The 24,702-nt window shown below is 38.4% G+C and carries 17 protein-coding genes and 1 tRNA gene; 11 read left to right on the top strand and 7 right to left on the bottom strand.

Features of this window, described 5'->3' with window-relative positions; genetic code table 11:
- Positions 1-209 precede the first annotated feature (209 nt).
- Together CA265_20310 and CA265_20305 are read left to right on the top strand one after the other, a co-directional pair.
- Positions 210-3,377, top strand: coding sequence for a SusC/RagA family TonB-linked outer membrane protein (locus CA265_20310; protein ARS41869.1), 3,168 nt, complete (start codon positions 210-212; stop codon positions 3,375-3,377).
- Positions 3,378-3,395: 18 nt separating this feature from the next.
- A complete protein-coding gene (locus tag CA265_20305; protein ARS41868.1) occupies positions 3,396-4,892 on the top strand; it encodes a RagB/SusD family nutrient uptake outer membrane protein in 1,497 nt (498 codons plus the stop codon).
- 84 nt (positions 4,893-4,976) lie between these two features.
- Here the strand turns inward: CA265_20305 and CA265_20300 are convergent, their stop codons facing one another.
- Positions 4,977-5,654, bottom strand: coding sequence for a hypothetical protein (locus CA265_20300; GenBank protein ARS41867.1), 678 nt, complete (start codon positions 5,652-5,654; stop codon positions 4,977-4,979).
- A gap of 323 nt (positions 5,655-5,977) precedes the next feature.
- Between CA265_20300 and CA265_20295 the strand changes: the two genes are divergently transcribed.
- The 3 genes from CA265_20295 to CA265_20285 are packed head-to-tail and all read left to right on the top strand — an operon-like array spanning position 5,978 to position 11,059.
- Positions 5,978-9,106: a hypothetical protein gene (locus CA265_20295; protein ARS41866.1), complete on the top strand. Its 3,129-nt coding sequence runs from the start codon at positions 5,978-5,980 to the stop codon at positions 9,104-9,106.
- 18 nt (positions 9,107-9,124) lie between these two features.
- On the top strand, positions 9,125-10,600 hold the full coding sequence (locus CA265_20290) for a hypothetical protein (protein ARS41865.1): 1,476 nt from the start codon (positions 9,125-9,127) through the stop codon (positions 10,598-10,600).
- Between the two features lie 9 nt (positions 10,601-10,609).
- The gene (locus CA265_20285) at positions 10,610-11,059 is read left to right on the top strand and encodes a hypothetical protein (protein ARS41864.1); all 450 of its coding nucleotides are present in this window, start codon (positions 10,610-10,612) and stop codon (positions 11,057-11,059) included.
- Positions 11,060-11,123: 64 nt separating this feature from the next.
- Here the strand turns inward: CA265_20285 and CA265_20280 are convergent, their stop codons facing one another.
- Both CA265_20280 and CA265_20275 read right to left on the bottom strand, forming a co-directional pair.
- The gene (locus tag CA265_20280; GenBank protein ARS41863.1) at positions 11,124-11,531 is read right to left on the bottom strand and encodes a DoxX family protein; all 408 of its coding nucleotides are present in this window, start codon (positions 11,529-11,531) and stop codon (positions 11,124-11,126) included.
- 1 nt (position 11,532) lies between these two features.
- Complete coding sequence (locus CA265_20275) at positions 11,533-12,432, bottom strand: LD-carboxypeptidase (protein ID ARS41862.1); 900 nt, start codon at positions 12,430-12,432, stop codon at positions 11,533-11,535.
- Between the two features lie 34 nt (positions 12,433-12,466).
- On the opposite strand from CA265_20275, the gene CA265_20270 reads away from it, so the two are divergent.
- The 4 genes from CA265_20270 to CA265_20255 all read left to right on the top strand — a co-directional run bounded on the left by CA265_20270 (position 12,467) and on the right by CA265_20255 (position 16,132).
- Positions 12,467-14,581 carry a methionine--tRNA ligase gene (locus CA265_20270; GenBank protein ID ARS43073.1) on the top strand — a complete coding sequence of 705 codons (2,115 nt, stop codon included), beginning with the start codon at positions 12,467-12,469 and terminating at the stop codon, positions 14,579-14,581.
- Between the two features lie 331 nt (positions 14,582-14,912).
- The gene (locus tag CA265_20265; GenBank protein ID ARS41861.1) at positions 14,913-15,158 is read left to right on the top strand and encodes an excinuclease ABC subunit C; all 246 of its coding nucleotides are present in this window, start codon (positions 14,913-14,915) and stop codon (positions 15,156-15,158) included.
- Positions 15,150-15,225 (top strand) — tRNA-Arg (locus tag CA265_20260). Before CA265_20265 ends, CA265_20260 begins: the two co-directional genes overlap by 9 nt.
- A gap of 100 nt (positions 15,226-15,325) precedes the next feature.
- Complete coding sequence (locus tag CA265_20255; protein ID ARS41860.1) at positions 15,326-16,132, top strand: trans-aconitate 2-methyltransferase; 807 nt, start codon at positions 15,326-15,328, stop codon at positions 16,130-16,132.
- 114 nt (positions 16,133-16,246) lie between these two features.
- Here the strand turns inward: CA265_20255 and CA265_20250 are convergent, their stop codons facing one another.
- From CA265_20250 to CA265_20235, 4 genes are all read right to left on the bottom strand, one after another.
- Positions 16,247-18,868, bottom strand: coding sequence for a hypothetical protein (locus tag CA265_20250; GenBank protein ID ARS41859.1), 2,622 nt, complete (start codon positions 18,866-18,868; stop codon positions 16,247-16,249).
- A gap of 317 nt (positions 18,869-19,185) precedes the next feature.
- Positions 19,186-20,826: a hypothetical protein gene (locus CA265_20245; protein ARS41858.1), complete on the bottom strand. Its 1,641-nt coding sequence runs from the start codon at positions 20,824-20,826 to the stop codon at positions 19,186-19,188.
- A gap of 800 nt (positions 20,827-21,626) precedes the next feature.
- The gene (locus CA265_20240; protein ID ARS41857.1) at positions 21,627-21,965 is read right to left on the bottom strand and encodes a hypothetical protein; all 339 of its coding nucleotides are present in this window, start codon (positions 21,963-21,965) and stop codon (positions 21,627-21,629) included.
- Between the two features lie 433 nt (positions 21,966-22,398).
- Positions 22,399-22,602, bottom strand: coding sequence for a hypothetical protein (locus CA265_20235; GenBank protein ID ARS41856.1), 204 nt, complete (start codon positions 22,600-22,602; stop codon positions 22,399-22,401).
- A 157-nt stretch (positions 22,603-22,759) separates the two neighbouring features.
- Between CA265_20235 and CA265_20230 the strand changes: the two genes are divergently transcribed.
- Positions 22,760-23,323, top strand: a complete 564-nt coding sequence (locus tag CA265_20230) for a hypothetical protein (protein ARS41855.1) — start codon at positions 22,760-22,762, stop codon at positions 23,321-23,323.
- Between the two features lie 90 nt (positions 23,324-23,413).
- Positions 23,414-24,688: a DNA (cytosine-5-)-methyltransferase gene (locus CA265_20225; protein ID ARS41854.1), complete on the top strand. Its 1,275-nt coding sequence runs from the start codon at positions 23,414-23,416 to the stop codon at positions 24,686-24,688.
- The last annotated feature ends 14 nt before the right edge of the window (positions 24,689-24,702 follow it).

Genomic DNA, 24,702 nt, shown 5'->3' with positions numbered 1-24,702 from the left:
AATACCAAACTAAAAATGCAGCTTTCGAGAACTACATTAGTTGCATGTTATGGATTTTTATGGTCGGGTCAATATTTGTTTCTAATATCAGTTATTTAGTGCGATGTAATTGGGATGCAACAAAAAAATAATATTTTTCTGTTGTAAAATTTGTTTTACAAAATACTTAATCTATATTGTATTATTATTAACTAAACTAAATTATTTTCATGAAAAAACTTCTACAAAGTTTGTTCATATTGCTATTTATTGCTACTTCGGCAATAGCGCAAGAAAGAACAATCACTGGAACAGTTACAGGTAAGGAAGATGGGATGCCACTTCCAGGTGTAAGTGTTAAAATTAAAGGTACAACAGGCGGAACCACAACAGGTGCAGATGGTAAATACACAGTTCGTGTAACTTCGAAGGCAACGGCTTTAGAATTTTCTTACATCGGCTATATTACTCATTCAAGAGCGATCGGTGGAGGGTCAACAATTAATGTTGCCTTAGAGAGCGACTCTAAAACATTAACAGATGTTGTGGTAACAGGATATGGCATAGTGAAAAAGAAAGACTTCACTGGTTCGGTTTCAACGGTTAAAGGCGATGATCTGAAAGATAAACCTGTTCAAAGTTTTACCCAGGGTTTAACTGGCCAGGCCGCTGGTGTTAGTATTGTGCAACCAAATGGTTTATTGAATAATCCTCCAGTTATTCGTGTGAGGGGTGTGAGTTCAATCTCCTTAAGTTCATTCCCATTGGTTATTGTTGACGGAATTCCTTTCCCAACAGGCGATGTTTCTGCCAACTCTTCAGCAAATAATCCATTGGGCGATATCAATCCTGCTGATATTGAGACTATAGACATCCTTAAAGATGCTGCTTCAACGGCATTATATGGATCAAGAGCTGCTGCTGGCGTATTAGTGATTACCACTAAGAAAGGTAAATCAGGATCTGCAAAAGTAAGTTATGATGGATGGGCAGGTGTTAATAATGCTGTTAGATTACCTGAGTTATTAAATGCAGAGCAATATATCCAGTCGAAAAACACAGCGATGAAAAATGCTTTGGCTTTGAACCCCAATACAGTTCCTGCGTCTCAGAGAAATGCAAATGGCGAGAGTTTCTTTCCAACATTAAATCCTGATGGATCGATTGTTGATACAAAGTGGTATGATGTAATTTATCGTACTGCCTATTCTCAAAACCATGCTGTAACCGTTTCTGGAGGAACAGACAAAACTACTTACTATCTATCTGGTGGTCTTTCTGATCAAGACGGTTTCTTAAAGGCAAACTCATTTAAAAGATATTCAGCCCGGGCAAATCTTACCCACCAGGCAACAAGTTGGTTAAAATTAAATGCAAATATTAACTATAATAACAGCTTAAATAGTTCACCGAATAGTGGTTCTATACCCGGAGCAGCCTTTAACTCATCAGGCTTGGGCCGAATAGCTGTAGTAATGGCTCCGAATATTAAACCATTTAATAATGATGGTAGTTACAGCGTATCTGGTAATAATATTGGAAGCGGAGCCAACTTGGTACCTATTACTTACGTTAACCCTCAGGTAATTATTGACAAAGATGTAAATACATCGGAATCGAACAGGTTTCTTACTAATTTAGGAGCTGAAATTAAGATTGTCGAAGGATTAACGGCAAGAAGTACTTACTCTTGGGATAGAAGTAATACTGAAAATATTCAGTTTTGGAACCCTATTAATGGCGACGGTTTTTCTTATCCTGGTTATGCATACAATAATTCGGCAAGAAGAAACAACTGGAACTGGATCAGTACCTTATCATATAATAAAACGATTGGCGAAGGACACAATTTAAATTTGAATATCAGTTCTGATATTCAAAATACCAGAACGGTAAACTGGGGGTCTGTTAGGCAAGGATTGGCGGATCCTTCATTTTTCACCCAATACCAGGGAACTTTCTTTACAAATGTAGCTGGTGGTAACTCAATCTCTGAACAGGCATGGCAGGCATATATTGGAAGTATTAATTACAACTATAAAGGGCGATATTTCCTAAGCGGTAATATCAGAAGAGATGGTAATTCAGCATTTTATATTGATAACCAGTGGGGAACTTTTGGAGGTGGATCTATTGGATGGGAAATAGGCCAAGAAGACTTCTTCAAAAACTCATCGCTAGGGTCAACCATTAATTCTCTACGTTTACGTGCGAGTTATGGTAAAGTTGGTAATGCTAACGTTGGGCCTTATCAAGGCTACACCACTTATAGTTCTGGTATTTATGGGGAGGGAGCATTAGCATGGTCATTTTCCAATGCAGCAAACAAAGAACTTAAATGGGAAACCAGTAAACAAACAGATATAGGTTTAAATGTTGGCTTATTAAATAACCGCATTACCTTTGAAATGGATTATTTCTATAAAGATATTAATAACCTGATTTTAGGTGTTACTCAAGCACCATCGAAAGGTATTCCGAATACAGATGGCAAAATCAATACTAACGTTGGTTCCATGTACAACCGAGGATTTGAATTCGCTTTAAGTGGTTCGCCAATTAAAGGCGGCGATTTAACTTGGACTTCGAGCCTTAACTTTACCACAATCAAAAACATGGTTACAGCACTTGATCCATCACTTCCTAAGTTAACTGAATCTACAGGAGGTCTTGAAACAGCAAGTATAACTGTAGAAGGCAAATCGATTGGGGGAATTTATGCTGTTGAAACAAGAGGCGTAAACCCAGCAAATGGAAGAAGAATCTTTGTTAATAAAGACGGCAGGGAAGTTCAGTACTTACATCAAGGTGGTGTAAATGCCTGGACTTACTTGGATGGTACTGCTGCTAACCCAGTTAATGCAAATGATCAAAAATACATTGGCAACACACTTCCAACCTGGTACGGAGGTTTTAACAATACATTCACCTACAAAAACTTTGATCTGAATTTCATGTTCACCTACTCTGGTGGAAATTATATCTACAATGGTTCTCAGGCAGGTTTACGTGATCAGCGTTTTTGGAATAACTCAACAGATGTGTTAAATGCCTGGACAACAGCTGGCCAGCAAACCAACATTCCAAGAGTGGTTTATGGAGATAACATTTCGAATGGATCGTCTTTCCCAATTTCTGAAAATGTTGAAAAAGGAGATTTCTTACGTTTACAGGCTGCTACTTTAGGCTATAAAGTACCTGCCACTCTTTTTGGAAGAACAGGAATCACAAGCTTAAGAGTATATGCATCTGTAAATAATGCTTTCATTATTACAGGATACTCTGGTGTAGACCCTGAAATCTCGACGAATGGTAACTCGAACTTAGCTGCAGGTGTTGAGCGGAATAGTATTCCACAAGGGAGACAGTTCACTTTTGGTCTTAGCTTAGGTTTGTAACAATTAAATATTAACTACATGAAAAAATACTTAAAATCATATAGGTTACAATTAGTCAAAGCGGCTATTGTGGCTATCCCTTTATTCGCGAGCATCACATCTTGTAAAAAAGAAACGTTGCAAATTGCCCCAGAGTTATCATTGCCTGATGTAAGTGCTTATGAAACCCCAGCACGTATAGAGGCCTTGGTAACCGGTTTATATTCAACCGCAAAGAGCGGATCTTTATTTGGTGGACGTTATCAGATTTATAATGACATTAGAGCTGAAGAATTTATAAATCGTACTTCTAATGGCGTAACAGGCTCAACGGTCTATAATTCGACCAATAACAACGGCGATACTTATGTTGGTAACTTCTGGAACCAGGGATATTTACTAATTAACAGGGTAAATGTCTTTCTTGATGGGCTTGAGGCCAACAAAAGTAAACTAACCCAGGCTCAATATGATCAATTTTCATCTGAAGCCAAGTTTTTACGTGGTTTGACCTATTTCAGTTTGGTTCAAATTTTCGCTAAGCCTTATATTTCCAATGCAGGTGCTTCTAGAGGATTACCATTGCGTTTGCTCCCTGAAATTAGCACAGCAAATAACATATTAAAAAGCAGTAGTGTAGCCGAAATTTATACTCAGATTCTTAAAGATCTTGATGCTGCAGAAACCGGTCTTCCTAACACCTATTCAACCGCTTTGCTTCGAACAACAAGGGCTCATAAAAATACCGCCATTGCATTAAAAACAAGAGTCTATTTAACTATGGGTAACTACGCGAAAGTTGTTGAGGAAGGCGATAAAATTGTTCCGGCAACCGCACCTTTTTCTACCTCTGCCCGTGCGCCACATGCTCTAGCCGCTTCATTAAGAGCAGTATTTACTGCACCATATACAACTTCAGAATCGATTTTTTCTTTTCCGTTTGCTGCTACAAACGCACCTGGCACTCAGAATCAAATTGGTTACTACTTCAGTTGGGATGGTGGAGGTAACTTAGATTATGCTATAAACACCACTACAGGTACTTATTCTGGCATATATACTGATCCAATTTGGCCTGCTTCTGATGCAAGAAAAACATCAGCTTTAATCTCTACAGCTACTATTAGTGGAACGTTATATACTTACCCAACAAAACATAGTGCTGTAAGTCCTTTTGTAGATTATGTAACCATGATCAGATACGCAGAAGTGTTGTTAAACGTTGCTGAAGCAGAAGCGTTACGCACAGGTGGTAACCTGGTTCGTTCAAGAGCTTTGCTTGATGCTGTTCGTAAGCGCTCAGATGCGACTTATGATTTTGGCGTTTTAGCAACTGGTGCTCAACTTGCTGATGTGATCCTAAAGGAAAGAAGAATAGAATTGTTAATGGAAGGCTTCAGGTATAATGATATCGCCAGAAAAAACTTACCCCTAAAATCATTTGGAGCTAACGCTACTATTCCTGTAGCAGATGTTAGGTATACATTTCCTATTCCTGCCCAGGAGATTATTAGTAATCCTGCAGCTGAATGGTAAAGTAACGTAGTATTTCAGATAAAAAACAGCCTTTCAAATTTATTTTGAAAGGCTGTTTTTTGTTATAGGAATCCCTGAAAATGATTAAGAAGCTGAGAGAGAATTGTAATATTCAAGCAGCATTTGAATATCCTCATCCGATTTAAAGTTTAACTTTTTGTCGGTGATAAATTTAGTCAATGGTTCCTTTTTATCATTTAAAGCATTTAGTAAACTTTTCTTATCTTTTTTCACCTTAAGCATCTGTCCATTGTTGTAGATGAAATATAACTCACTGTTAACAATGGTTTTTTGACTTCTGGCAGATCCGTATGGCGTAACTTCAACAATAGCCTTTACAGGTTTTTTTAAAGCAATAGCCTTTCCTGAATTTAAAACCATATAATAGCTTTTCTCTGTATAATTGCCATAGGGTGGAAACCCATTTCTAAAAACTTCGAGATAAAGTGGTGATGTTTTAGGCTTAATAAGCTGGAATTCTTTGACCGGATTCTTAAAGGCCATCTCCTGTCCCCCACTTAAAAAAACTAACCTATCAGACATTACGTCGTAATTGAGATCCATATTGTTAAAGTATTTTTCATCGGCCTGAAGAACATGACCTTTTATAAAGCTGTCATAAAGGTATTCGGTACCAATAAATGTCCGTTCTGGCTTGGTACCGATAGGAGTGCCTACAATGTCTTGCGAAATTTTAAATTGCGCTTGTGCAGTATAAACAGATATGCTAAGCAATGAAGCTAAAAAAAATCCTTTGTTCATTTTGAGTACGGGTTATATGTGTATAATTTAAGAATATCTTTCAGATTATCAAAGTAGATGTGTTTGTTTCTTATCCTCACCATATTTCGCTTGCAATCCAGAAATTAGAATGTCTAATTCAAATCGTATGGCAGGCACATTTTAATTTGCATCCGGATAATACTCATTTCTTTAAAACTAATGGATGTCTTATAAATGCTAACCTGCTTGCTATAAACACTTTGATAAATATCAACGACTGAAAATTTAAAGTTTGTAAAATTTGCATTACAAAATACTAAATCATATCTTGTAGTATTATTAACTAAACTAAATTATTTTTTATGAAAAAACTTCTACAAAGTTTGTTCATATTGCTATTTATTGCCACCTCAGCAATAGCGCAAGATCGAACAATCACTGGAACAGTTACGGCTCAGGAAGATGGATTACCCCTCCCTGGCGTAAGTGTAAGAATTAAAGACGCATCCAACTCAGGCGTCTCTACAAATGCCGCAGGTAAATTTTCGATTAAGGTAAGTGCAGATGCCAAAGCGTTAGTTTTTTCTTCTGTAGGCTACTCTACGCAAGAAGTGGCCATTAGAGGTAGCGTAGTAAATGCATCTTTAGAAACAGATTCCAAATCTTTATCTGAAGTAATTGTTACCGCATTAGGGCAAAAACGCGAAACCAAATCATTAGGTTATGCGACTACTACGGTTAAGAACAGCGATCTAACGGCCGGTCGTTCAACCAATGTGGTTAATGCACTCGCAGGTAAAGTAGCTGGCGTGAAAATCTTATCAACAGGAGGAGCAACAGGTGCATCATCAAATATTAACATCAGGCAAGCCACAACTTTTACGGGATCGAACCAACCATTATGGGTACTAGATGGTATTCCTATAGATAATGGCGGTGGTGTGCAAAATGTTAATACTGGTAGTACAAACTCAAACAGAGGTATTGATTTAAACCAGGATGATATCGAATCTGTAACGATATTAAAAGGACCAGCTGCTGCTGTGCTGTATGGTTCAAGGGCGGTTGCTGGTGCTGTTATTGTGACTACTAAAAAAGGGAGCAAAGGACAAAACGGAAGAGTGGAGTTAAGCAGTAACTACAATTATATAGAAGTTAATCGTTTGCCTGATTATCAGAACGAATACTCGCAGGGAACCAATGGATTATATGATTCTTTCTCTCAAATGTCGTGGGGGGCAAAGATAACCGGGCAAACTGTTACCAATTACCTCGGAAATCCAGAAACCCTTACCGCCTATCCTGATAACGTTAAGGATATATTTAAAGGAGGCTTTAACCTGCAGAATAATGTTACTTTTTCTGGTGGTACTGATAAAACGGCCTACTACTTTAACTACGGAAACTTTAAGGAGAGCGGATATATAGATAATAATACTTTAGCTAAAAACAACTTTACTGTTAATGCCAGTACAGAATTGACTAAAAAGCTTACAGTGAGTGCATCTGTGCAATATGTTCATAATAATTCTGTAGGTACGCCAACTGGAAATGCAAGATCGAACCCTTTGTTTGATGGCGCTACATTACCTAGGACTTATAATCTAGCGAATTATCCTTTCGAAACCCCTGCTGGTTTAAATAACATCCCTACAAGTCGTGTTAATAACCCAGCCTATACCTATTACAATATTTTAGGAACAGATAATCCATTATGGTCTATCAAATATATTCTGTTTAAACAAAAAATAGACCGTGTAATTGGTAATGCTGGCCTTGATTATAAAATAGCAGATTGGTTGAGTGCTAATTATAAAATTGGTATAGATCAGTATACCAATGTATCGAAAACAATAAATGAGAAATCATCTAACAATAACCAATCAGCAAGTAGGGCCGGTTCTATTATTGATAATACGACAAACAGACGTGAAGTGAGTTCGTATTTTAACTTGGTGGCCAATAAAAGATTCTTAAAAGATTTTGGTGCCAGGTTCTTACTCGGAAATGAGATAAATTACAGAAGACAAGATCAATTACAGGTAACCGGTAATGGCATACAGGCAGCTCATAATTATAACATTTCTAATACCTTAACATATGTTCCGTTACAAACTATAACTGAACAGAGTTTAGTGGGGGTATATGCTGATATTAGTTTAGACTATAAATCATTTGCCTATTTATCTTTTACCGGACGTAGAGATGTTTCTTCAACATTTGCTCCTGATAAAAGAAGTTATTTTTATCCTAAAGTTGATGCCAGTTTCATTGCTACAGAGGCTTTTCCTGAGTTAAAGAAAAATGATATTTTAACTTACCTAAAACTAAGGGCAAATTATGCTAAGGTGGGTAGAGAGGCTCCGATATATAGCACTGGTACATATTTTGGTACCGCAGGTCCTTCTGACGGTTTTGGGCCAAATTTAATTTTCCCGTTTAATGGTGTAAATGGACAAACGTATTCGGATGCAGCTGGTAACATTAATATCAAACCAGAATTTACCGCATCAAAAGAAATTGGTTTAGAAGCTAAGTTTTTAAAAGATAGATTAAGTATTGATGTTGCCTACTACAGTACGAAAAGTACCGATATTATATTTTCTGTTCCAAGCGCACCTTCTTCTGGTTTTACCAGCACCCTGTTAAATGCAGGAACCTTAAAAGCCCATGGAATTGAATTATTGATTAGTGGAACACCGGTAAGATCTACAAATTTTAACTGGGATCTATCCGTAAACTTTACAAAAGGAAGAAATGAAGTTGTAGAATTAGCCCCTGGTGTGCCTTTTATCGGTAACGGTGGTTTTACAAATCCACAAGGCCGTATTGTTACAGGATATCAATATGGTACCCTTTTTGGTCAGGTATTTAAAAAACTTAATGGTAAAGATGTTGTTGATGCGAACGGTAGATTGAGCTCTGGTCAGATCAATACCACAGAATTACAGCCAATAGGTGATCCAAATCCAAAATGGACTGGTGGTGTAAATACAACATTCTCTTATAAAGGCCTGTCGTTAAGCTTATTTGCAGATATCCGTTACGGTGGTGATATTTATTCCAGAACAATTACCGATTTAAGAAGGTACGGTGTTGCTGCCGAAACCGGCAACAGAGATCGTTTATATGTGCACAATGCCGTATACGCAGATGGCACACCAAACAATACTTTAATCACAGCAGAGCAGTATTATGGCGATTTATATTCAGCAGCAGCTCAAGAATATGCTGTTTTTGATGGTTCCTGGATCAGGTTGCGCGAAGCCACATTGTCTTATCGTATCCCAGGCAAATTGTTAACCAAACTTAAATTTATAAAAGGAATTAATGTTGGGTTAACAGGAAGAAATCTTTTGATGTATGCGCCTAATTTCCCTCACTTAGATCCAGAGAATAACCTTTTAGGTGTTGGTAATGGGCAAGGGATAGAATATAATGGCCAGCCTCAAACTAGAACATATGGTGGATTTTTAAAATTATCATTTTAGTATTAGGAGAGTTTAAATATGAAAATTAATATAAAAGAAATAGTTTTTGGATTGGCGTTAGCCATGATAGGACTGAGCTCGTGCAAGAAATTTGTAGACATTAATGATGATCCTACAAGATTAAAAGATCCGGATGCAAGTTTGGTTTTACCTGCAGCGCAAGGTAGAGTGGGCTTTACTATGGGATCTGATATTCATCGGTTTACATCCTTATGGGTACAACAGTTTGCTGCACAGGGCGGTGGCGCCGCGCAACCTACTCAATATGATAAATATGCAGTTGGTGAAAGCGATATCAATAATACATGGGCGGCTACTTTTGCAGGTACACTGGCAGACTTGCAGAAAGTGATCGAGAAAACCAAGGCAACAAGCCCTAAATATGCTGGTGTTGCCGAGCTTGTAAAGGCTTATGTTTACCAAACCCATGTAGATGCTTTTGGAGATCTTCCATACTCAGAAGCAATGGGTTATGAAGCAAACTTAAAACCAAAGTTCGATGGCTCTTCTGCCATATATGATAATTTATTCGGCTTAATTGACGAAGGTATAGCTGATATTAAAAAAGCATCTTTGTTGACACCAACAACTGATGATTTATTTTATGGTGGCGATATGGATAAATGGGAGCGATTTGGTAATGCATTGAAATTAAGGATGTATATTCATTATTTCTCTACCAATGCAACAGCTGCTGATGCAACCAAGGCCAAGACAGGGATATTAGCTATTCTGGCAACTAATAAGTTGTTCAGAACAAATGCTGACAATTTTCAAATGCGGTTTTTAACTTCAGCTAATCAGACCAATCCTATTCACCAATTCGAAGGCTCAAGGCCAAATCAGTTTTTCCCAAGTAAAACACTGGTGGATATCATGAACAGTAAAAATGATAGCAGAAGAAATTCATTCCTCACTTTACAAGGTGGTGTTTATGTTGGCGCCACAAACGGAAATGGTGATGTAGTGGTAAGTACCGCTTTTTCGCGCATGAGTACTTATATAAGGGGAAAGCTAGCTGCAGGTGTATATTCTGGCGAAGCTCCAATAAGAATGTTAACTTTTGCTGAGCAAAATCAAATATTAGCAGAATATTATGCAAGAACCAATGGTGGAAGCGATTTGGTTACAGCAGATACTTATTATAAAGCAGGTATAACAGCCTCGTTTGCTTCGGCTGTGGAATTTTCGGATGCTGCAGAAGCCACTGCGGTAAACGGTGGCTTAGCTGCTTATCTTGCTTCAGCCAACGGAACTGTTATTACTGGTAATGCACTGCAAAAAATTATTGAAGAAAAATTTGTAGCTAATTTTGGGGTTGCTATTGAGCCATGGACCGATTGGAGAAGAACTGGTTTTCCTGTATTGGCGCCAGTAACTCCAGCAACAGCTATTCCGCGCATATTGCCTTATTCATTTAACGAAAGAAGCTATAATCCTAACACACCAGCCCGACCTTCAGTATTTGTAAAATCTGTATTTTGGGATAAATAATCAATAACTATGAAACGAATTTTAATCATATTATTTGCATCAGTGCTAGGTTTAGCCTCATGCAAAAAAGACCCGAAACAACCAGAAACACTTGATACACCAGCTACAATTGTTTTTGACGGCAATACCAGCACAGTTATTGGCACTTACTCGAGTTATGCTGCTGCTACTCCTACTATTAAGGGAACGGGAACAGTAAATATTGTAATTACATACAGTGGAGATATAAAAACACTATCATTTACTACGCTAACAGGTACTGTTGTAAACAACTTAGGAACAGCTACAGTAAGTGGTGGTACTTATACTTTTACTAAGCTGGTTAAAGATTTAAGAGGAGCAGCTGATGCTCCGCTTCCTACTTCTGGCACCACTGGGTCGGTTGTCTTAACCGTTTCTGCTACCCTGGGCAATGGCCAGATGGTAAAGCGGTTTTTTACTATTAATATTAATGGGTGATTTGTTAAAAGAAAGGCCTGGAAATTTTTCCAGGCCTTTCTCTTTAGATTGAAGGAATGTTAGCTTATTTCTTATCCACACTATACTTCCCCGGGCCGATAAAAATCAATCCGAAAAAAACAATACCTAATTCAATTGCATGGCTGGCGCCTTGTAAACCATCTCCCTTACCGAAATGAACCAGTGCGGCTATAATCATCGTAAAGATTAATAAAATTAATGCCGGACGGAAAAACAATCCTACAATCAAAAGGAAACCACCGAAGGTTTCGGTAGCGGCCGCCATAAAGCCCCAAAATATCGGTAAAAAGTTGATGCCGATTACTTTCATACTTCCCCCTAAACCAGTCCAGCCATCTGGCCCGCCTGCAAGTTTCGGGAAACCATGAATAATAAACATTACGCCTAAACCAATGCGTAGCAGTAACAAGCCTGTATTGCGGTATTTTCCTAAATTGTCTAAAATCGCCATCTTATAAATATTTAAATTGAACGTTATTTGTTTCTACTTTTAAGCTCACCTCGGCACCTAGAACCATACTCAGGTTATTGTCGATATGGCCGGTTGGGAAATTAAAGCAAACCGGAAAATTATAGTCTTTAACAATATCCCAAATTACCTCATCAGCTGTTTGACCGAAAGAAATCTTTTCTTCTTCAATTTCATTAAAGGCGCCAATAATCAAACCCTTTAAGGCTTTTAGCTTTCCCGCCCTTTTCAGCATGCGCAACATGCGGTCTATGCCATATTCTTGCTCGCCCACGTCCTCCAAAAAGAGAATTTTATGCGTAAAATCCATTTCGGAAACCGAGCCCTGTACCATGGTGAGCAAACTTAAATTACCACCAATCAAAAGCCCGGTTGCTTCTCCTGCCCTGTTTTTAAAGTCGCTTTGGTAAGAATAGGTCTGTTTTTCGCCAAATAGCGCTTTTTTTAGAGAGATTAGTGCTTCTTCAGTAGATTCGTCAAAAGTATAAGGCATTTGGGCGTGTAAACACTGCGTATGGCATTGGGCAATTATATGGGAGAGCAGCACGGTAATATCGCTGAAACCAACAAACCATTTCGGGTTTTTGTTAAATTCAGTAAAATCCAGGTCATCAATAATCCTGATGGTGCCATAACCACCACGGCCCGAAATAATTGCTTTTATAGATGGATCATCCAAAAAACGTTGAATGTCTTTAGTTCTTAAAGCATCAGTTCCTGCAAACTGGTGGTGACTGGCATATACACTTTCGCCAATAATAACCTCCAAACCCCAGCTTTCTAATTGCACTATGGCATGGTTTATAGGTTTGGGTAATTTCTTTGCCGGACATACCAGGGCAATCTTATCTCCTTTTTTTAAATACGGGGGCTGCTTAATCATCTTCAAAACACTTATCTTTGCCAAATTAATAAAAATTGTTTTGGATAATAGTAAAATAAAAAGATATACCGTAACTGCAGCGCTTCCATATACCAATGGACCGGTTCATATTGGACACCTGGCTGGTGTTTACATCCCTGCAGATATTTATGCCCGTTATTTAAGGTCGAATAAACGCGATGTAAAGTTCATCTGTGGATCTGACGAAAATGGTGTGCCCATTACTTTAAAAGCCAAAAGAGAAGGAATTACGCCTCAGGAAGTGGTAGATAAGTACCATAAAATTATTGGCGATTCGTTTAAAGAATTCGGGGTATCTTTCGATATCTATCACCGTACCTCATCGCTTACCCATCATCAAACAGCTGCCGATTTCTTCGAAACCCTCTACGATAAAGGTGTTTTTACAGAAGAAATTACCGAACAATATTACGATGCCACTGCAAAACAATTTTTGGCCGATCGTTACATTACCGGTACCTGCCCTAAATGTGGTAACGAAAATGCTTATGGCGATCAGTGCGAAAACTGTGGCTCTACGCTTAATGCAACCGACTTAATCAATCCAAAATCGACGCTATCAGGCGATAAACCCATTTTAAAAGAAACAAAGAACTGGTTTCTGCCACTGGATAAATATGAAGACCGTTTACGTACTTATATCGAAAGCCATAAAGAGTGGCGCCCGAATGTATATGGCCAATGCCAAAGCTGGTTAAATGCAGGCTTACAGCCAAGAGCAATGACCCGCGATTTAGATTGGGGCGTGCGTGTTCCGCTTCGCGATGCTGAAGGTAAAGTGCTTTATGTGTGGTTTGATGCCCCTATTGGATATATTTCTGCGACCAAAGAGCTGTGTAACTATGCAAAGCTGGATGTATGGAATCCTAAGGCTGAAGAATATTACATCAGCAGTTACGAAAACGATAAGTGTGGTTGGGAAGAATACTGGAAAAGCGACGAAACCAAATTGGTTCACTTTATCGGTAAAGATAATATCGTTTTCCATTGCATTATTTTCCCTGCGATGTTAATGGCACATGGCGAATATACTTTGGCGGATAATGTGCCCGCAAACGAATTCTTAAATTTAGAAGGACAAAAAATATCGACTTCTAAAAACTGGGCAGTTTGGTTAAACGAATATTTAAGAGAGTTTGAAGGCAAGCAGGATGTATTGCGTTATGTATTAACTGCAACCGCTCCTGAGACTAAGGATAACGATTTTACCTGGAAAGATTTTCAGGCGAGAAATAACAACGAACTGGTAGCCATACTCGGCAACTTTGTAAACCGTGTTGTCGTGCTTACCCATAAATACTTCGGTGGTACGGTGCCTACCTGCATGGAAATTACAGAAGTAGATCAGGCGGTTATAGACGAGCTGGCCAGCTACCCTGCTAAAATCTCGGCATCTATCGAAAACTACCGTTTTAGAGAGGCACTATCAGAGGTAATGAATGTTGCCCGTTTAGGAAATAAATACCTGGCCGAAACCGAGCCATGGAAACTTATTAAAACCGACGAAGACCGCGTAAGAACAATCTTGCATATTGCACTTCAGATAGCAGCCAATATTCAGATCCTGATCGAACCTTTCCTGCCATTTACGGCCGAAAAGTTAATGAAGATGCTTAAAAATGGCGGTCATGACTGGGATGATGCAGGTACGGTGAGCCTGTTAAAACGTGGTCACGAAATTGGCGAGGCCGTGCTCTTGTTTGATAAAATTGAAGATGCTGAGATCGACTTTCAGATCGAGAAGCTCAACCAAAGCAAGGCCAGTAATGCGGCGAGTAATGTTGTTGCTGTTCCGGCAAAAGAAAATATCCAGTTCGACGATTTCTCGGCAATGGATATCCGTGTGGCCACTATTATAGCTGCAGAAAAGGTAGAGAAAACCAAAAAACTGTTAAAGTTAACAGTAAATACAGGTATTGATGAAAGAACTGTGGTTTCTGGTATTGCCGAATATTATAAACCTGAAGATATTGTAGGCAAACAGGTTAGTATGATTGTTAACCTGGCGCCCAGAGAAATCAAAGGGATTTTATCGCAAGGCATGATTTTGATGGCCGAAAATGCTGAAGGCAAACTTACTTTTGTAGCACCTGTAGAAAAGTTTCAGGAAGGCAGTGTAATCAGATAGTATTTTAACTGCATTAAAATATAAAGCCATTTGATTCATTTCAAATGGCTTTTTTTATTGCTTATCCCTATGCATTATCCTAAGTAGCGTCTATTATAATTGATTTTTTATGTTTTTAAAGACAATTATCCTTAGATAAATGCTTGTTAAAATGAATTCTCTTGCGACAAAACTTTTGTTATATTTGCGCAACAAATGGCACTATGGTTTAACGGATACCCGCCTGAACCATTAAGGTGGTATTGAAAAATAAAATGGTCCCGTAGTTCAACGGATACCCGCCTGAACGACAAAAGTCGGGCAGGGAATAGAAGTTTCCTAAACTTTAGATATGAGTTACTTTGCCTATGTAATTAAAAGTGTGCACTTTGATTATTTTTACAAAGGGCATTGCGAAGATTTAGAGAAACGAATAAAAGAACACAACGCTGGTAAGACGAAATCAAATAAGGCTTATCTCCCCTTCATTATTTTTTATTATGAAGAGTTCCAAACCAGGGACGAAGCAATTAAAAAAGAAAAATTTTTTAAATCTGCTTCAGGAAGGCGATATTTGAAAAATAAAATGGTCCCGTAGTTCAACGGATAGAATAGAAGTTTCCTAAACTTTAGATATGAGTTCGATTCTCGTCGGGACCACACCAAAGCTTCAGGTAAAAACCTGAAGCTTTTTTATGCTTTAGCATGGGTAAACTCAAGCCCGCAAATTAAACTAATTGCAGCCTTAATTGTTTAATTTCTATCATGCAAAACACACCCCACCCTCAACCCGATACATGGTCGGCGGCACAGTATCGTAAATTCGAAAAAGAGCGTAACCGCCCTATTATAGATCTTTTATCGCAGGTTCCTACAGGAGAAAAGGCCAAAGTGATCGATCTTGGCTGCGGGCCAGGTAATTCTACCGAATTTCTTCATCAATATTTCCCCAATGCAGCCGTTAGGGGGATAGACAGTTCTGTGGACATGATCGAGGCTGCCCGTAAGCGATTACCTAATCTGCAGTTTGAGGTAGCCGATATTAGCCAGTGGGAAGGTGACGGGCCTTATGATTTGATTTTTGCTAATGCTTCCTTACAATGGGTGCCTGATCATGCGGTTTTATTTCCGGCTTTAATTGAAAAACTAGCAAAAGGTGGTGTTTTGGCAGTTCAAATGCCCGATAATTTGGATGAACATACACATCGTTTAATGCGGCTAACCGCTGCCAATGGCCCCTGGGCAGAAAAGTTAGCCATTGCTGCAAAACGTTTACCACGGGAAGGTGCCGAATGGTATTATCAAAATTTACGCAGTAAAGTAGAAACATTAGATATCTGGCGTACCACCTACTACCATCCGCTTTCGGGTGGTGCAGCAGCTATAGTAGAATGGCTAAAGGGCACAGGCTTACGTCCCTTTCTTGATCCTTTAACAGCCGATGAAAAAGAGGCTTTCCTTGCCTCATATCAGACGGAAATTAGTAAGGTATATCCTGTATTTCCTGATGGAAGTGTGCTACTGCCATTTCCACGTTTGTTTATGGTCGCCACTAACTTTAATAATAGCTGATAAATTTCATAAAAATTCATTTTAAAGCCATATCTATCTGAATATGCAAATTTTTCTATGGCCTATTAAATTAGTTTTTGGTCAACTAAACATCATTGTAAAAAAAACTATTCACTATCTAACCTCATAGTAAAATGATCTTCTAGCCAAATTGCCTTGTAAATCGATGCCTTCTATTAATACCTTGTATTTACCTGGCACACTGCCATTGAAGTACTTAAGATTAAATTTGCCCTCTAAATTTGGGGAGACATGTGGCATCCAAAAGATGGTACTTCTTAGATCTGCTCTTTGTTCAATAGGTTTGATAGCGTATTTTGGTGAATAGAAAGAATTGCTGATGCTATATCCCTGCCTAATGATGCTTGCCATTCCAGAAACATTTTTATGGTAGTTTTGCCAATAGACACCGTCCTTGTTCATCACGATCTCGAGGTATCCAAATTTTACATATCCATCTTCTCTTAGTTCATCCTTAATGAAAAAATTAATGTGTTCAATCTGTTTTGAAGGGAGTTCTCTGATATTAAACGATTCTTCAAGTGCTCTTCCATTAATATACACAACTAACGGCTTGTCGTAAGTATACATTTTTTTTGTAGCAGCATCCTTCACAATTCCTGGTTCGGCCAGCATAAGTCGTTCATAACCTTGTTTATCAGTTTTCATGATCACACCTCCCTTTAAATGCCGGGTTAAATATTCACTAATATCCGCAACACCCCCAAAGTCAGCTTGGTATATGGTCTGCATCTTTGTGGCGCTAACTAAGTTGGCTTTAGCATCAACGGGAAGCTCATACTTTTTCTTCTTAGCTAAAATCTCTACATCTTCCAATTCAGTTACCCCAGATAAGAGGCCTTTCTTAATTAGCAAGGCCTTGTAATCTTCCCTGTGTTTCCGGTAGTCAAGCGGCTTCTGTGGGTAATCGTCAATGTAATTTGTAATATCTTTAATGCCTACCTCTGGTATGATTGCTTCATCTATCTTTATTTCTACAGATTTCTGCCCACTTTCAGTTGCTGCCCTGATGGCAAAACCGACTGTGTCAGTAAAAGTTGGTTCGAACAGGAACTGGCCATTCTTATCTGTGGTAGACTGATCAATATTAAAGTTCTTTCCTGCTGTAACCAATAATACTTTGCCGTTAATTACTGGTTTTTCGCCTTGGAAAACCTTCCCGCTAATCTGTAGTTTCTTTTCTACAGGAAATTCAAACAGCCCTGGCCTTTCTATTTTTTCCCAATCAACTTTACGCCAACCCTGTGTTAATAGTAGATTATCCAATCTTGCTATTGTTGCCGAATCACGGTTAATAAAATATCTATTCGGCTTTTCAACATGACCTGAAAGTTCTGATGTTAGGAGTAGCGTAGCCAGAATATTACCCTCGTCATCTTCCTCAGTTTGAACCATGTTAGAATTTATTACTGAAACCGACAAAGAACCTTGTACTACTTTATCCATCGTTTTGGCGATTAGTCCGATATCCATTTGCTGATGTAAAGCATAAATACTATCAAGTTTTTCTATTTGTATCTCGATTTTGTCAGGCTTCTTATTTACAAAAACTAATCTTTCGCAAACTGGTAGACCTTCAATATTAAGGAGAGTAAAAAGCAATGTACCTACCGGCAAACTATCCTTTCTGATTTTTAGTGTATTAATTTGCTGTGGATTTTTTATCAACATATCACTATATATTTCTCCATTATGTTGGGCAACCAGATGTAAATTCCCTACAGCAACTAGATCTTCACTAGCCAATACCTTTACCAAAAATTCATTGCTATCTTTTTCTGAAATAGCCAGATTATAACCAGAAGCTATGGATTTTGGCAGGTTGAAAGCAAGATTTCTGCCTGAAGATGTGGTTATCTTTGCCGTATAAATTGAACCAATCTGTGGGGTGAGATAGAAAGATCCCATACCGAGGTAGCTCTCCGATAGGCTTGCTAACACAGTACCATTCTGGTCGAAAACCGATCCAGTCAATTTTGTACCTAGTCCGTTTGTATTAATGGCTTTATAGCCAATGCGACAAGGAAGCCCGGCCACCATTTGTCCGCCCTCGGGAAAAAACTGGAGGTCAATGCTATCATTATCAATCGCTAAATCGAAGGTTCGTGAAATAGACTTTTCATTTGTCATAGAAACTGTTAAACGAACTGTTCCTTTTGATGCATTATCCAATTTTTCGATAGGCAGACTGATGTGTAGTTTTCCAGCATTGTCTGTTACCGCTTTAATAACCTCTGTCCGGTTGTTACCAATATTGATGGTATAATTAACCGGTAAATGGATATATGGTATATTTTTGCTATTGGCAAAGCTGATGTCTGCGCTGGTCAAAAGATTGCTATTATAATTATAAACCGTATTTGTGATCAAATTTTCAGATTTCAGACCGCCTATTTTAACGGTCTTATCGAAAAAGAATTCTGTAGGCCAGTTGCGCATCCATTGCGTGTATGCCCTGATGCGATAAGTTCCTGTGCTTAGTGTATCTGGCAGAGCAATATCTCCCCAGCCAAATCCGGAAGTTAGCGGGATTACCCTTTTTTTAAGTGTTTTTTGCCCCTTAAATAGCTCAACATATAAAACACCGCTTTTTTTGCTCGGTAAAGACGTCCTGGCATCTACTGTATATCCTTTTAGCCAAATCGTATCTCCCGCTAAATAGTAGGTTTTATCAAGATGCAGGTAAACTTTTTCAGGGGAATTTATGGCAGTCAAACTGTCCAAAGCCGAAATTTTCGACAAAACCTTGGCGGTGGATTGTGCGAATGCTCCAAAGGTGAAGAAGAAAAAAAAAGTGAGAAAAGCGATAATTAATCTCATTGTAGACTTTTATGGCGGCTCATTTTAAACCTGAAATTAAAGGCCCCATCTGCATAAATATTGTTAGTGGCGTTGGGTCAGATTCTGTTATAGTATCCATAAATTTAAATAGTAGCGGCAAGTAATTTTATAAGAAGTTCCTTTTTAAAATACGTTAGCCCCCCATATATTTATGCGGGGCTAAACAATATCTCTTTTAAATCAAATCCTGATTAATTGTAAAGACCCAATTCGGCAATGGCGGCGTTTTGTGTGCCATCCCATGATGAGTTTGCAATTATTTTAAAGTACCTGAAAGTTTGCGGACTACTGAAGCTAAAGTATTGGGTGGTGGTTACATTTTGGGCCACATAATTCCCGCGGGAGGTAAAATTAACTCCATCGGTACTGGTGAGCAGTTCAAAATTTTTGATTGAGCGGTAAGCACCTGCACGGTGTAATAAACTGACGCCTTTAGCCGTTTTCGCAACACCTAAATCGATACTCACGTAGTGCGGATAGGTTCCTGTTGGGGTACCCGACCACTTGCTGTGCCAAAACGTTGCCGGATCGTTATCCAATACTTTTGCTGCGCTCTCTGAAGTGGTGTTTTGCTGCGTGCTAAAGCCTGCAATGGTCCATCCGCTTTTGCTTAACTCTGGTTTGGTGCCAAAATTGATTACCGGAATACCGCCCTGGAAAGTAAAGAAATAAATGGTTTCGGTAATGGTACCGTTGGTATGTACCGTTCTGATTTTAAATTCGTAGGGAATACCATCTGTTTTATATTTAAGCTCAGCAATTGGTATGGTGACGTTAAAACTATCGGTACCTATTGATGGCGTAGCCCAGGTAATGGCATTGTAATCCTTATTGGTTCCGGTTCCTTCGTTATTCACATTAGGATCTAAGAAATAGGTAAACTTACTTACCGTACCTGTACTGTTGTATTTTCCCGATACTTCTATATTGCCCGAAGTTGAATTGTAGCCCGCATAAATTTTGCTGATGTTTGTAGTCACCGCGCCATAGTAGGTACTGGCATCGTTGTTAAATACTTCACACCTGTCGAAAATAGCTGCGGTAGCATCGGTAATAAAGCAAGGACGAACTTCGAGGTAATAATTGCTCAAGGCCATAATCGGCTCTTTAAAGTTGGCTCCGGGCCAAATATTCTGCGATTCGTGTTGTTTATCGTGTGGTGCATTAAAGGCATGGCCTATTTCGTGCATCATACCACCCACCCATTTGGCAAAATTGTTTCTTCCACTGTTAATTACACCTTTTAACGCCATATCCATATACACGTTATCCATGGCGAAACAGTAGCGGCCAATGCCATAAAAGGGTTGTACACCTTCTAAAGGTTGCGGGCCTTCTACACTGTTATTGTCGTAACCAAAAGCAGGCACCAGAATCAATACGTGGTTACTGGTTTTTAAGCCGCTATGCGAAGCAAAGTAAGCCTCTATTTCTGTTTTGTAAGCGGTAGAATTGGTATTGTAACTGGCTTTAGGGTTGGCGCCTCTAATTAATACAATTTGTGTTTTCAGCGTGACCGGATCTTTAGATAAACCAAATGTTTTGTTGCCATATCCTGCGGCCTGCATCTGCTGGCCATACCACTCTTGCGCATAAGCCATTACATCTGGTAAACGCGTTTGCCAGCCGGCCACCGTATCGAGATCTGAAGGGATAAAATAAACCACGGCCAGGTTGCGGCTATGGGTAATAATGTTGGTGGCAGAGTAATCTGTAGTTTTAGGTTTAAGTGTTGTCGTCTCGTTTTCGATAGGTAATTGGGCTTTCTTACAGGATGACAGGTAAAGGCCAAGGCAGCTAATGCCCAGGAATAACAAGGATTTGTTTTTCATTATGATATAGGTGTTTAGTGTTTTGTTTGTTCCAGTTTGCACTACCCTGCAACGCCATCAATCTCTGTTCACAATGCCTTAAGCGGCCATATTTTATTTCTTCAGGATGCGATCACACAAAATTTAAATCAAAACGCTTGTGAAGATCAGCTCATGCTTTAAAATAATAATTGAAGTTAATTAGATCTATGGCCTGATGTTTACTATATCTTAACTTTGTATAACGCATTATTGCTCAATTTAAACCGGGTTGAAGCTAAATCCTTTGTTTTTGCCTTTTATGATGGCCAAATATTATTTGGTTTGCAAAACAGAGACTTTTATGGTGATTTTCTTACCATATAAGAAATATAAGGTCATTTAAGCTTCTTCTATGATTTGATGGTTTTAAGTTCATCATTCGCAACTGGAATGGATCAGGATTGCTCATTGAAGATAATCGTTTTATCCTGGTAGGTTTTTATCACATTAAGATGCCCACTCGCGTGGGAATAATGCCAGACTTTAGCAAGTCATGCTGAATGCGATTAAGAATCTTTATTTGAACAAGATTAGCCTTTGATTCATCACCTTTAGGCCCAAATACAAAAGCCCAAATATCTTTTACTTTACGTTTTTCGGGTCAGGTCTCTTTCTTTTTCATCAAAAGAAAGAGGCCTGTTTGATTAGGACAAATAGAACAGCCCAGCCAGCAGACACCTCCGCTGAAAGAGGTGAATTGCACTACAATGCTATATATTATGATATAGCCTGCTCATTTTTTATTTAAACAAATTGAGGCGGGTTAAAGCATCAGTTGGTTATGAAGTGATATTTTCGGTTGGGGCATCCGGTGCATCGCATTTAACCGCTTCAATGCCATTTTCCCGGTTTGCAGCTGTGGTATAGTTTCCGCTCCGGCCTATGATTTCGCCATTAGCGGCTTTTAAATTAAAGGTATAATTACCGGCAGCATCTTTTCGGATAAAGTGACGATCCTGCAACACATTCAGTCTTACACTGGTAATGCGACTCAAACAGTTTTGCCTGCTGGTGTAAACCTCGCTGCTTAAAATAATTTCACCGTTACCGGTTTTTAATCTATAGTAGTATTCTGAATTCTTCGAACTCTGGAAAACCTGAAACTTTGGGTTTTTCATCTGATTATTTTGACAGGCCAAAATATTGCGGCCACTCCTAATGGTATTGAACAGTTCCCGGGATGTTTATTGGTGGCGTTCGCTTATGGAGAACCCCTGCTCAGAATAATGAGACCAAGGTTAAAAGGAATACCCGCCACCCTGCAAGGGCAGCTGCCATGGGTATAAACCAGGTGTTTATGTCTGTTATCCGGGAATCTTAAAAATAGGGATGAATAAATAACAGGAGTTAATTTGTTCATCTATTGTGGATTTAATTCGTTAATCAGTGTTTAAAATGGTTATACCTAATATAGTGAATAGTGATGATTTTGAAAAATATTAGGTAACTAATTAAATTTTCATTTTTTCAAGACTGTATTTTTAGGCTCAAAAAGTAAAGTGTTTTAAACTTAAAGCAATATCTTTTGATTAATTTTCGACCCAAAATTTGCTATTTTAAACCAAAATAAATAGAAACTACGATAGATATAACCGCTAATGTAGCTGAAATCCATAAGGACAAAGTTGCTAATTTGATTGCTTTTTTAGTATCCAACCTAGCTTCTTCATTGGCTTCGTAGCTAAGGAGGTAGGCAAGTGCTTCCGGGCTTGATGTAATAGAATGTCCCTGTGCTATCCTCACCTGGTTTACCATCTAAATTTTGAAATGAATTCTTAAAAATATTAATTAATAAGGTTGTATTGGTATTAATTGATTTACCCTGGGTAAATTGAAGGTCATTAAAGCAAAAAAACCTTTAAGAAATTCAAACACAAATAATAACTTTGATCACATAAGTGTATCAAATAGCATGGAGGTTAATTTTTTGTTCGGGCAAAAGGATTGTGATAATTTTCTTCGGTGGTGCCTAAGTAAGAACTGTCAAATCGTACCTATAGTTCCCTATCAGCAGGAACGAGTAATTATAATAAAATCTGAAGATCAGTATGATAAACTGAATATTGTCTCGGATGGTTTTGCTATCCAGCATGTAGATTTTAGCACTAGTCCTTTGCAACTCAGACTAGTGGAGAGCCCTGTTATGAAAACATATCATATCCATCAGCGACACAGTGGCCCCTTTATAGATTTCTATACCCCACGTACCTCAGGAAAAATTGTAAACCCAGGAATAATGAGCATGTTTCCCTTCTATTATAACGGAACGGAAAAGATTTACCCAAATCGTGAATTTTTAAAGGCATTTAATCACTTCACTTACTATATACACAAACGTTCAGTAAAATATAAGCTGGATAAAAGGGTCATGTGGATTGGGCGTGAAACATTGTTAGATTATTCTCAAGGCAAAATCGAAATACCAAGCATTCCATTATTGGATATCCCCCGTTTGCTATCTTCGATTGGACAATAATCAATTTTTAGCATCTGAAAAAGTTTCCACATCGACTATTATTTTTGATGACGCCTGAGAAAATACGAAAAAAATTAGCAATTTGCAGCGATGAAACTGAAGCCAAAAAAGGAAGACACTGTAGAACAATTTGGAATTAAGGATTTTGTACATAATCTTGATAAGATCAATACTAAACGCCCTGGTAATGAAAGAGATGCTGTAATCACGCATTTCATTCAAAACTTAAATCACCAATCTGAACAAAGTTATCGTTCCGATGCCCTACGTTTTCTATCAGAGATGACGCCTAGTGATATCTTTAATCAGTTTAATATTGAAGAATTGGTTAAGCTTATTGCTAAAGAAATGAATAAGATTCCATTTCCAGCGCCGAAAAAACCAAAGTTTACTTTTATAGATCTATTTGCTGGTATTGGTGGTTTTCGACTCGCTATGCAAAATCTCGGCGGAAAATGCGTTTTTACTAGTGAATGGGATAAAAATGCAAAAATAACTTATCTACATAATTACGGTGAAGTTCCTTTCGGTGATATTACCGATCCTGAGATAAAGGCTTATATACCAAAAGAATTTGACGTTTTATGTGCTGGCTTCCCATGTCAGGCATTTTCTATTGCAGGAAAACGCGGCGGTTTTGAGGATACCAGGGGAACCCTATTTTTTGATGTAGCAGAAATCATCAGAACTAGAAAACCAAAAGCGATCTTTCTTGAGAATGTGAAGGGACTCAGAAATCACGATAAGGGCAAAACGCTTTCAACCATTCTCAATGTATTAAGAGAAGACCTTGGATATGAGGTGCCCGAGCCACAAATTATCAACGCTAAAGATTTTGGCGTACCACAAAATAGGGAGCGTATTTACATAGTCGGTTATAAAAAGGAGCATAAACATATTGATTTCAATTATCCAAAGCCAACAAATAATAAGGTGACTTTTGCTGATATCAAGGAGGAGGAAATTGTTCCGACCAAATATTATCTATCGAAACAATATCTCTCTACTCTTCATAGCCATAAGAATAGGCATGCTGAAAAAGGGAATGGATTTGGTTTTCAGATTATTGGAGACAATGAAATTTCAAATGCAATTGTTGTAGGTGGAATGGGAAGGGAACGGAATCTTGTATATGATCACAGAATCGTAGATTATACTGCAACGACTCATATAAGAGGTGAGGTAAACAGAGAGGGGATTAGAAAGATGACCCCAAAAGAATGGTCAAGATTACAAGGTTTCCCAAAATCATTTTTAATTAAAGTCTCTGACTCATCAGCATACAAGCAGTTTGGCAATTCCGTAGCTGTTCCTGCGATTCAAGCAACAGGAAAAGCCTTACTTGAAAGCCTTACTATTATATAGGTTTGGGTTTTAAT

Source organism: Sphingobacteriaceae bacterium GW460-11-11-14-LB5 (genome assembly GCA_002151545.1).
Classification (GTDB): Bacteria; Bacteroidota; Bacteroidia; order Sphingobacteriales; family Sphingobacteriaceae; genus Pedobacter.
Note: the sequence above shows the minus strand (reverse complement) of the source record. Positions and strands in the feature narration are given on the sequence as shown.

Coding starts and splice junctions, on each gene's coding strand:
- CA265_20275 (ARS41862.1), bottom strand. CDS start 12,432: ATGATTAAGCAGCCCCCGTATTTAAAAAAAGGAGATAAGATTGCCCTG.
- CA265_20230 (ARS41855.1), top strand. CDS start 22,760: ATGGAGGTTAATTTTTTGTTCGGGCAAAAGGATTGTGATAATTTTCTT.
- CA265_20290 (ARS41865.1), top strand. CDS start 9,125: ATGAAAATTAATATAAAAGAAATAGTTTTTGGATTGGCGTTAGCCATG.
- CA265_20240 (ARS41857.1), bottom strand. CDS start 21,965: ATGAAAAACCCAAAGTTTCAGGTTTTCCAGAGTTCGAAGAATTCAGAA.
- CA265_20300 (ARS41867.1), bottom strand. CDS start 5,654: ATGAACAAAGGATTTTTTTTAGCTTCATTGCTTAGCATATCTGTTTAT.
- CA265_20245 (ARS41858.1), bottom strand. CDS start 20,826: ATGAAAAACAAATCCTTGTTATTCCTGGGCATTAGCTGCCTTGGCCTT.
- CA265_20255 (ARS41860.1), top strand. CDS start 15,326: ATGCAAAACACACCCCACCCTCAACCCGATACATGGTCGGCGGCACAG.
- CA265_20295 (ARS41866.1), top strand. CDS start 5,978: ATGAAAAAACTTCTACAAAGTTTGTTCATATTGCTATTTATTGCCACC.
- CA265_20305 (ARS41868.1), top strand. CDS start 3,396: ATGAAAAAATACTTAAAATCATATAGGTTACAATTAGTCAAAGCGGCT.
- CA265_20225 (ARS41854.1), top strand. CDS start 23,414: ATGAAACTGAAGCCAAAAAAGGAAGACACTGTAGAACAATTTGGAATT.
- CA265_20285 (ARS41864.1), top strand. CDS start 10,610: ATGAAACGAATTTTAATCATATTATTTGCATCAGTGCTAGGTTTAGCC.
- CA265_20235 (ARS41856.1), bottom strand. CDS start 22,602: ATGGTAAACCAGGTGAGGATAGCACAGGGACATTCTATTACATCAAGC.
- CA265_20310 (ARS41869.1), top strand. CDS start 210: ATGAAAAAACTTCTACAAAGTTTGTTCATATTGCTATTTATTGCTACT.
- CA265_20280 (ARS41863.1), bottom strand. CDS start 11,531: ATGGCGATTTTAGACAATTTAGGAAAATACCGCAATACAGGCTTGTTA.
- CA265_20265 (ARS41861.1), top strand. CDS start 14,913: ATGAGTTACTTTGCCTATGTAATTAAAAGTGTGCACTTTGATTATTTT.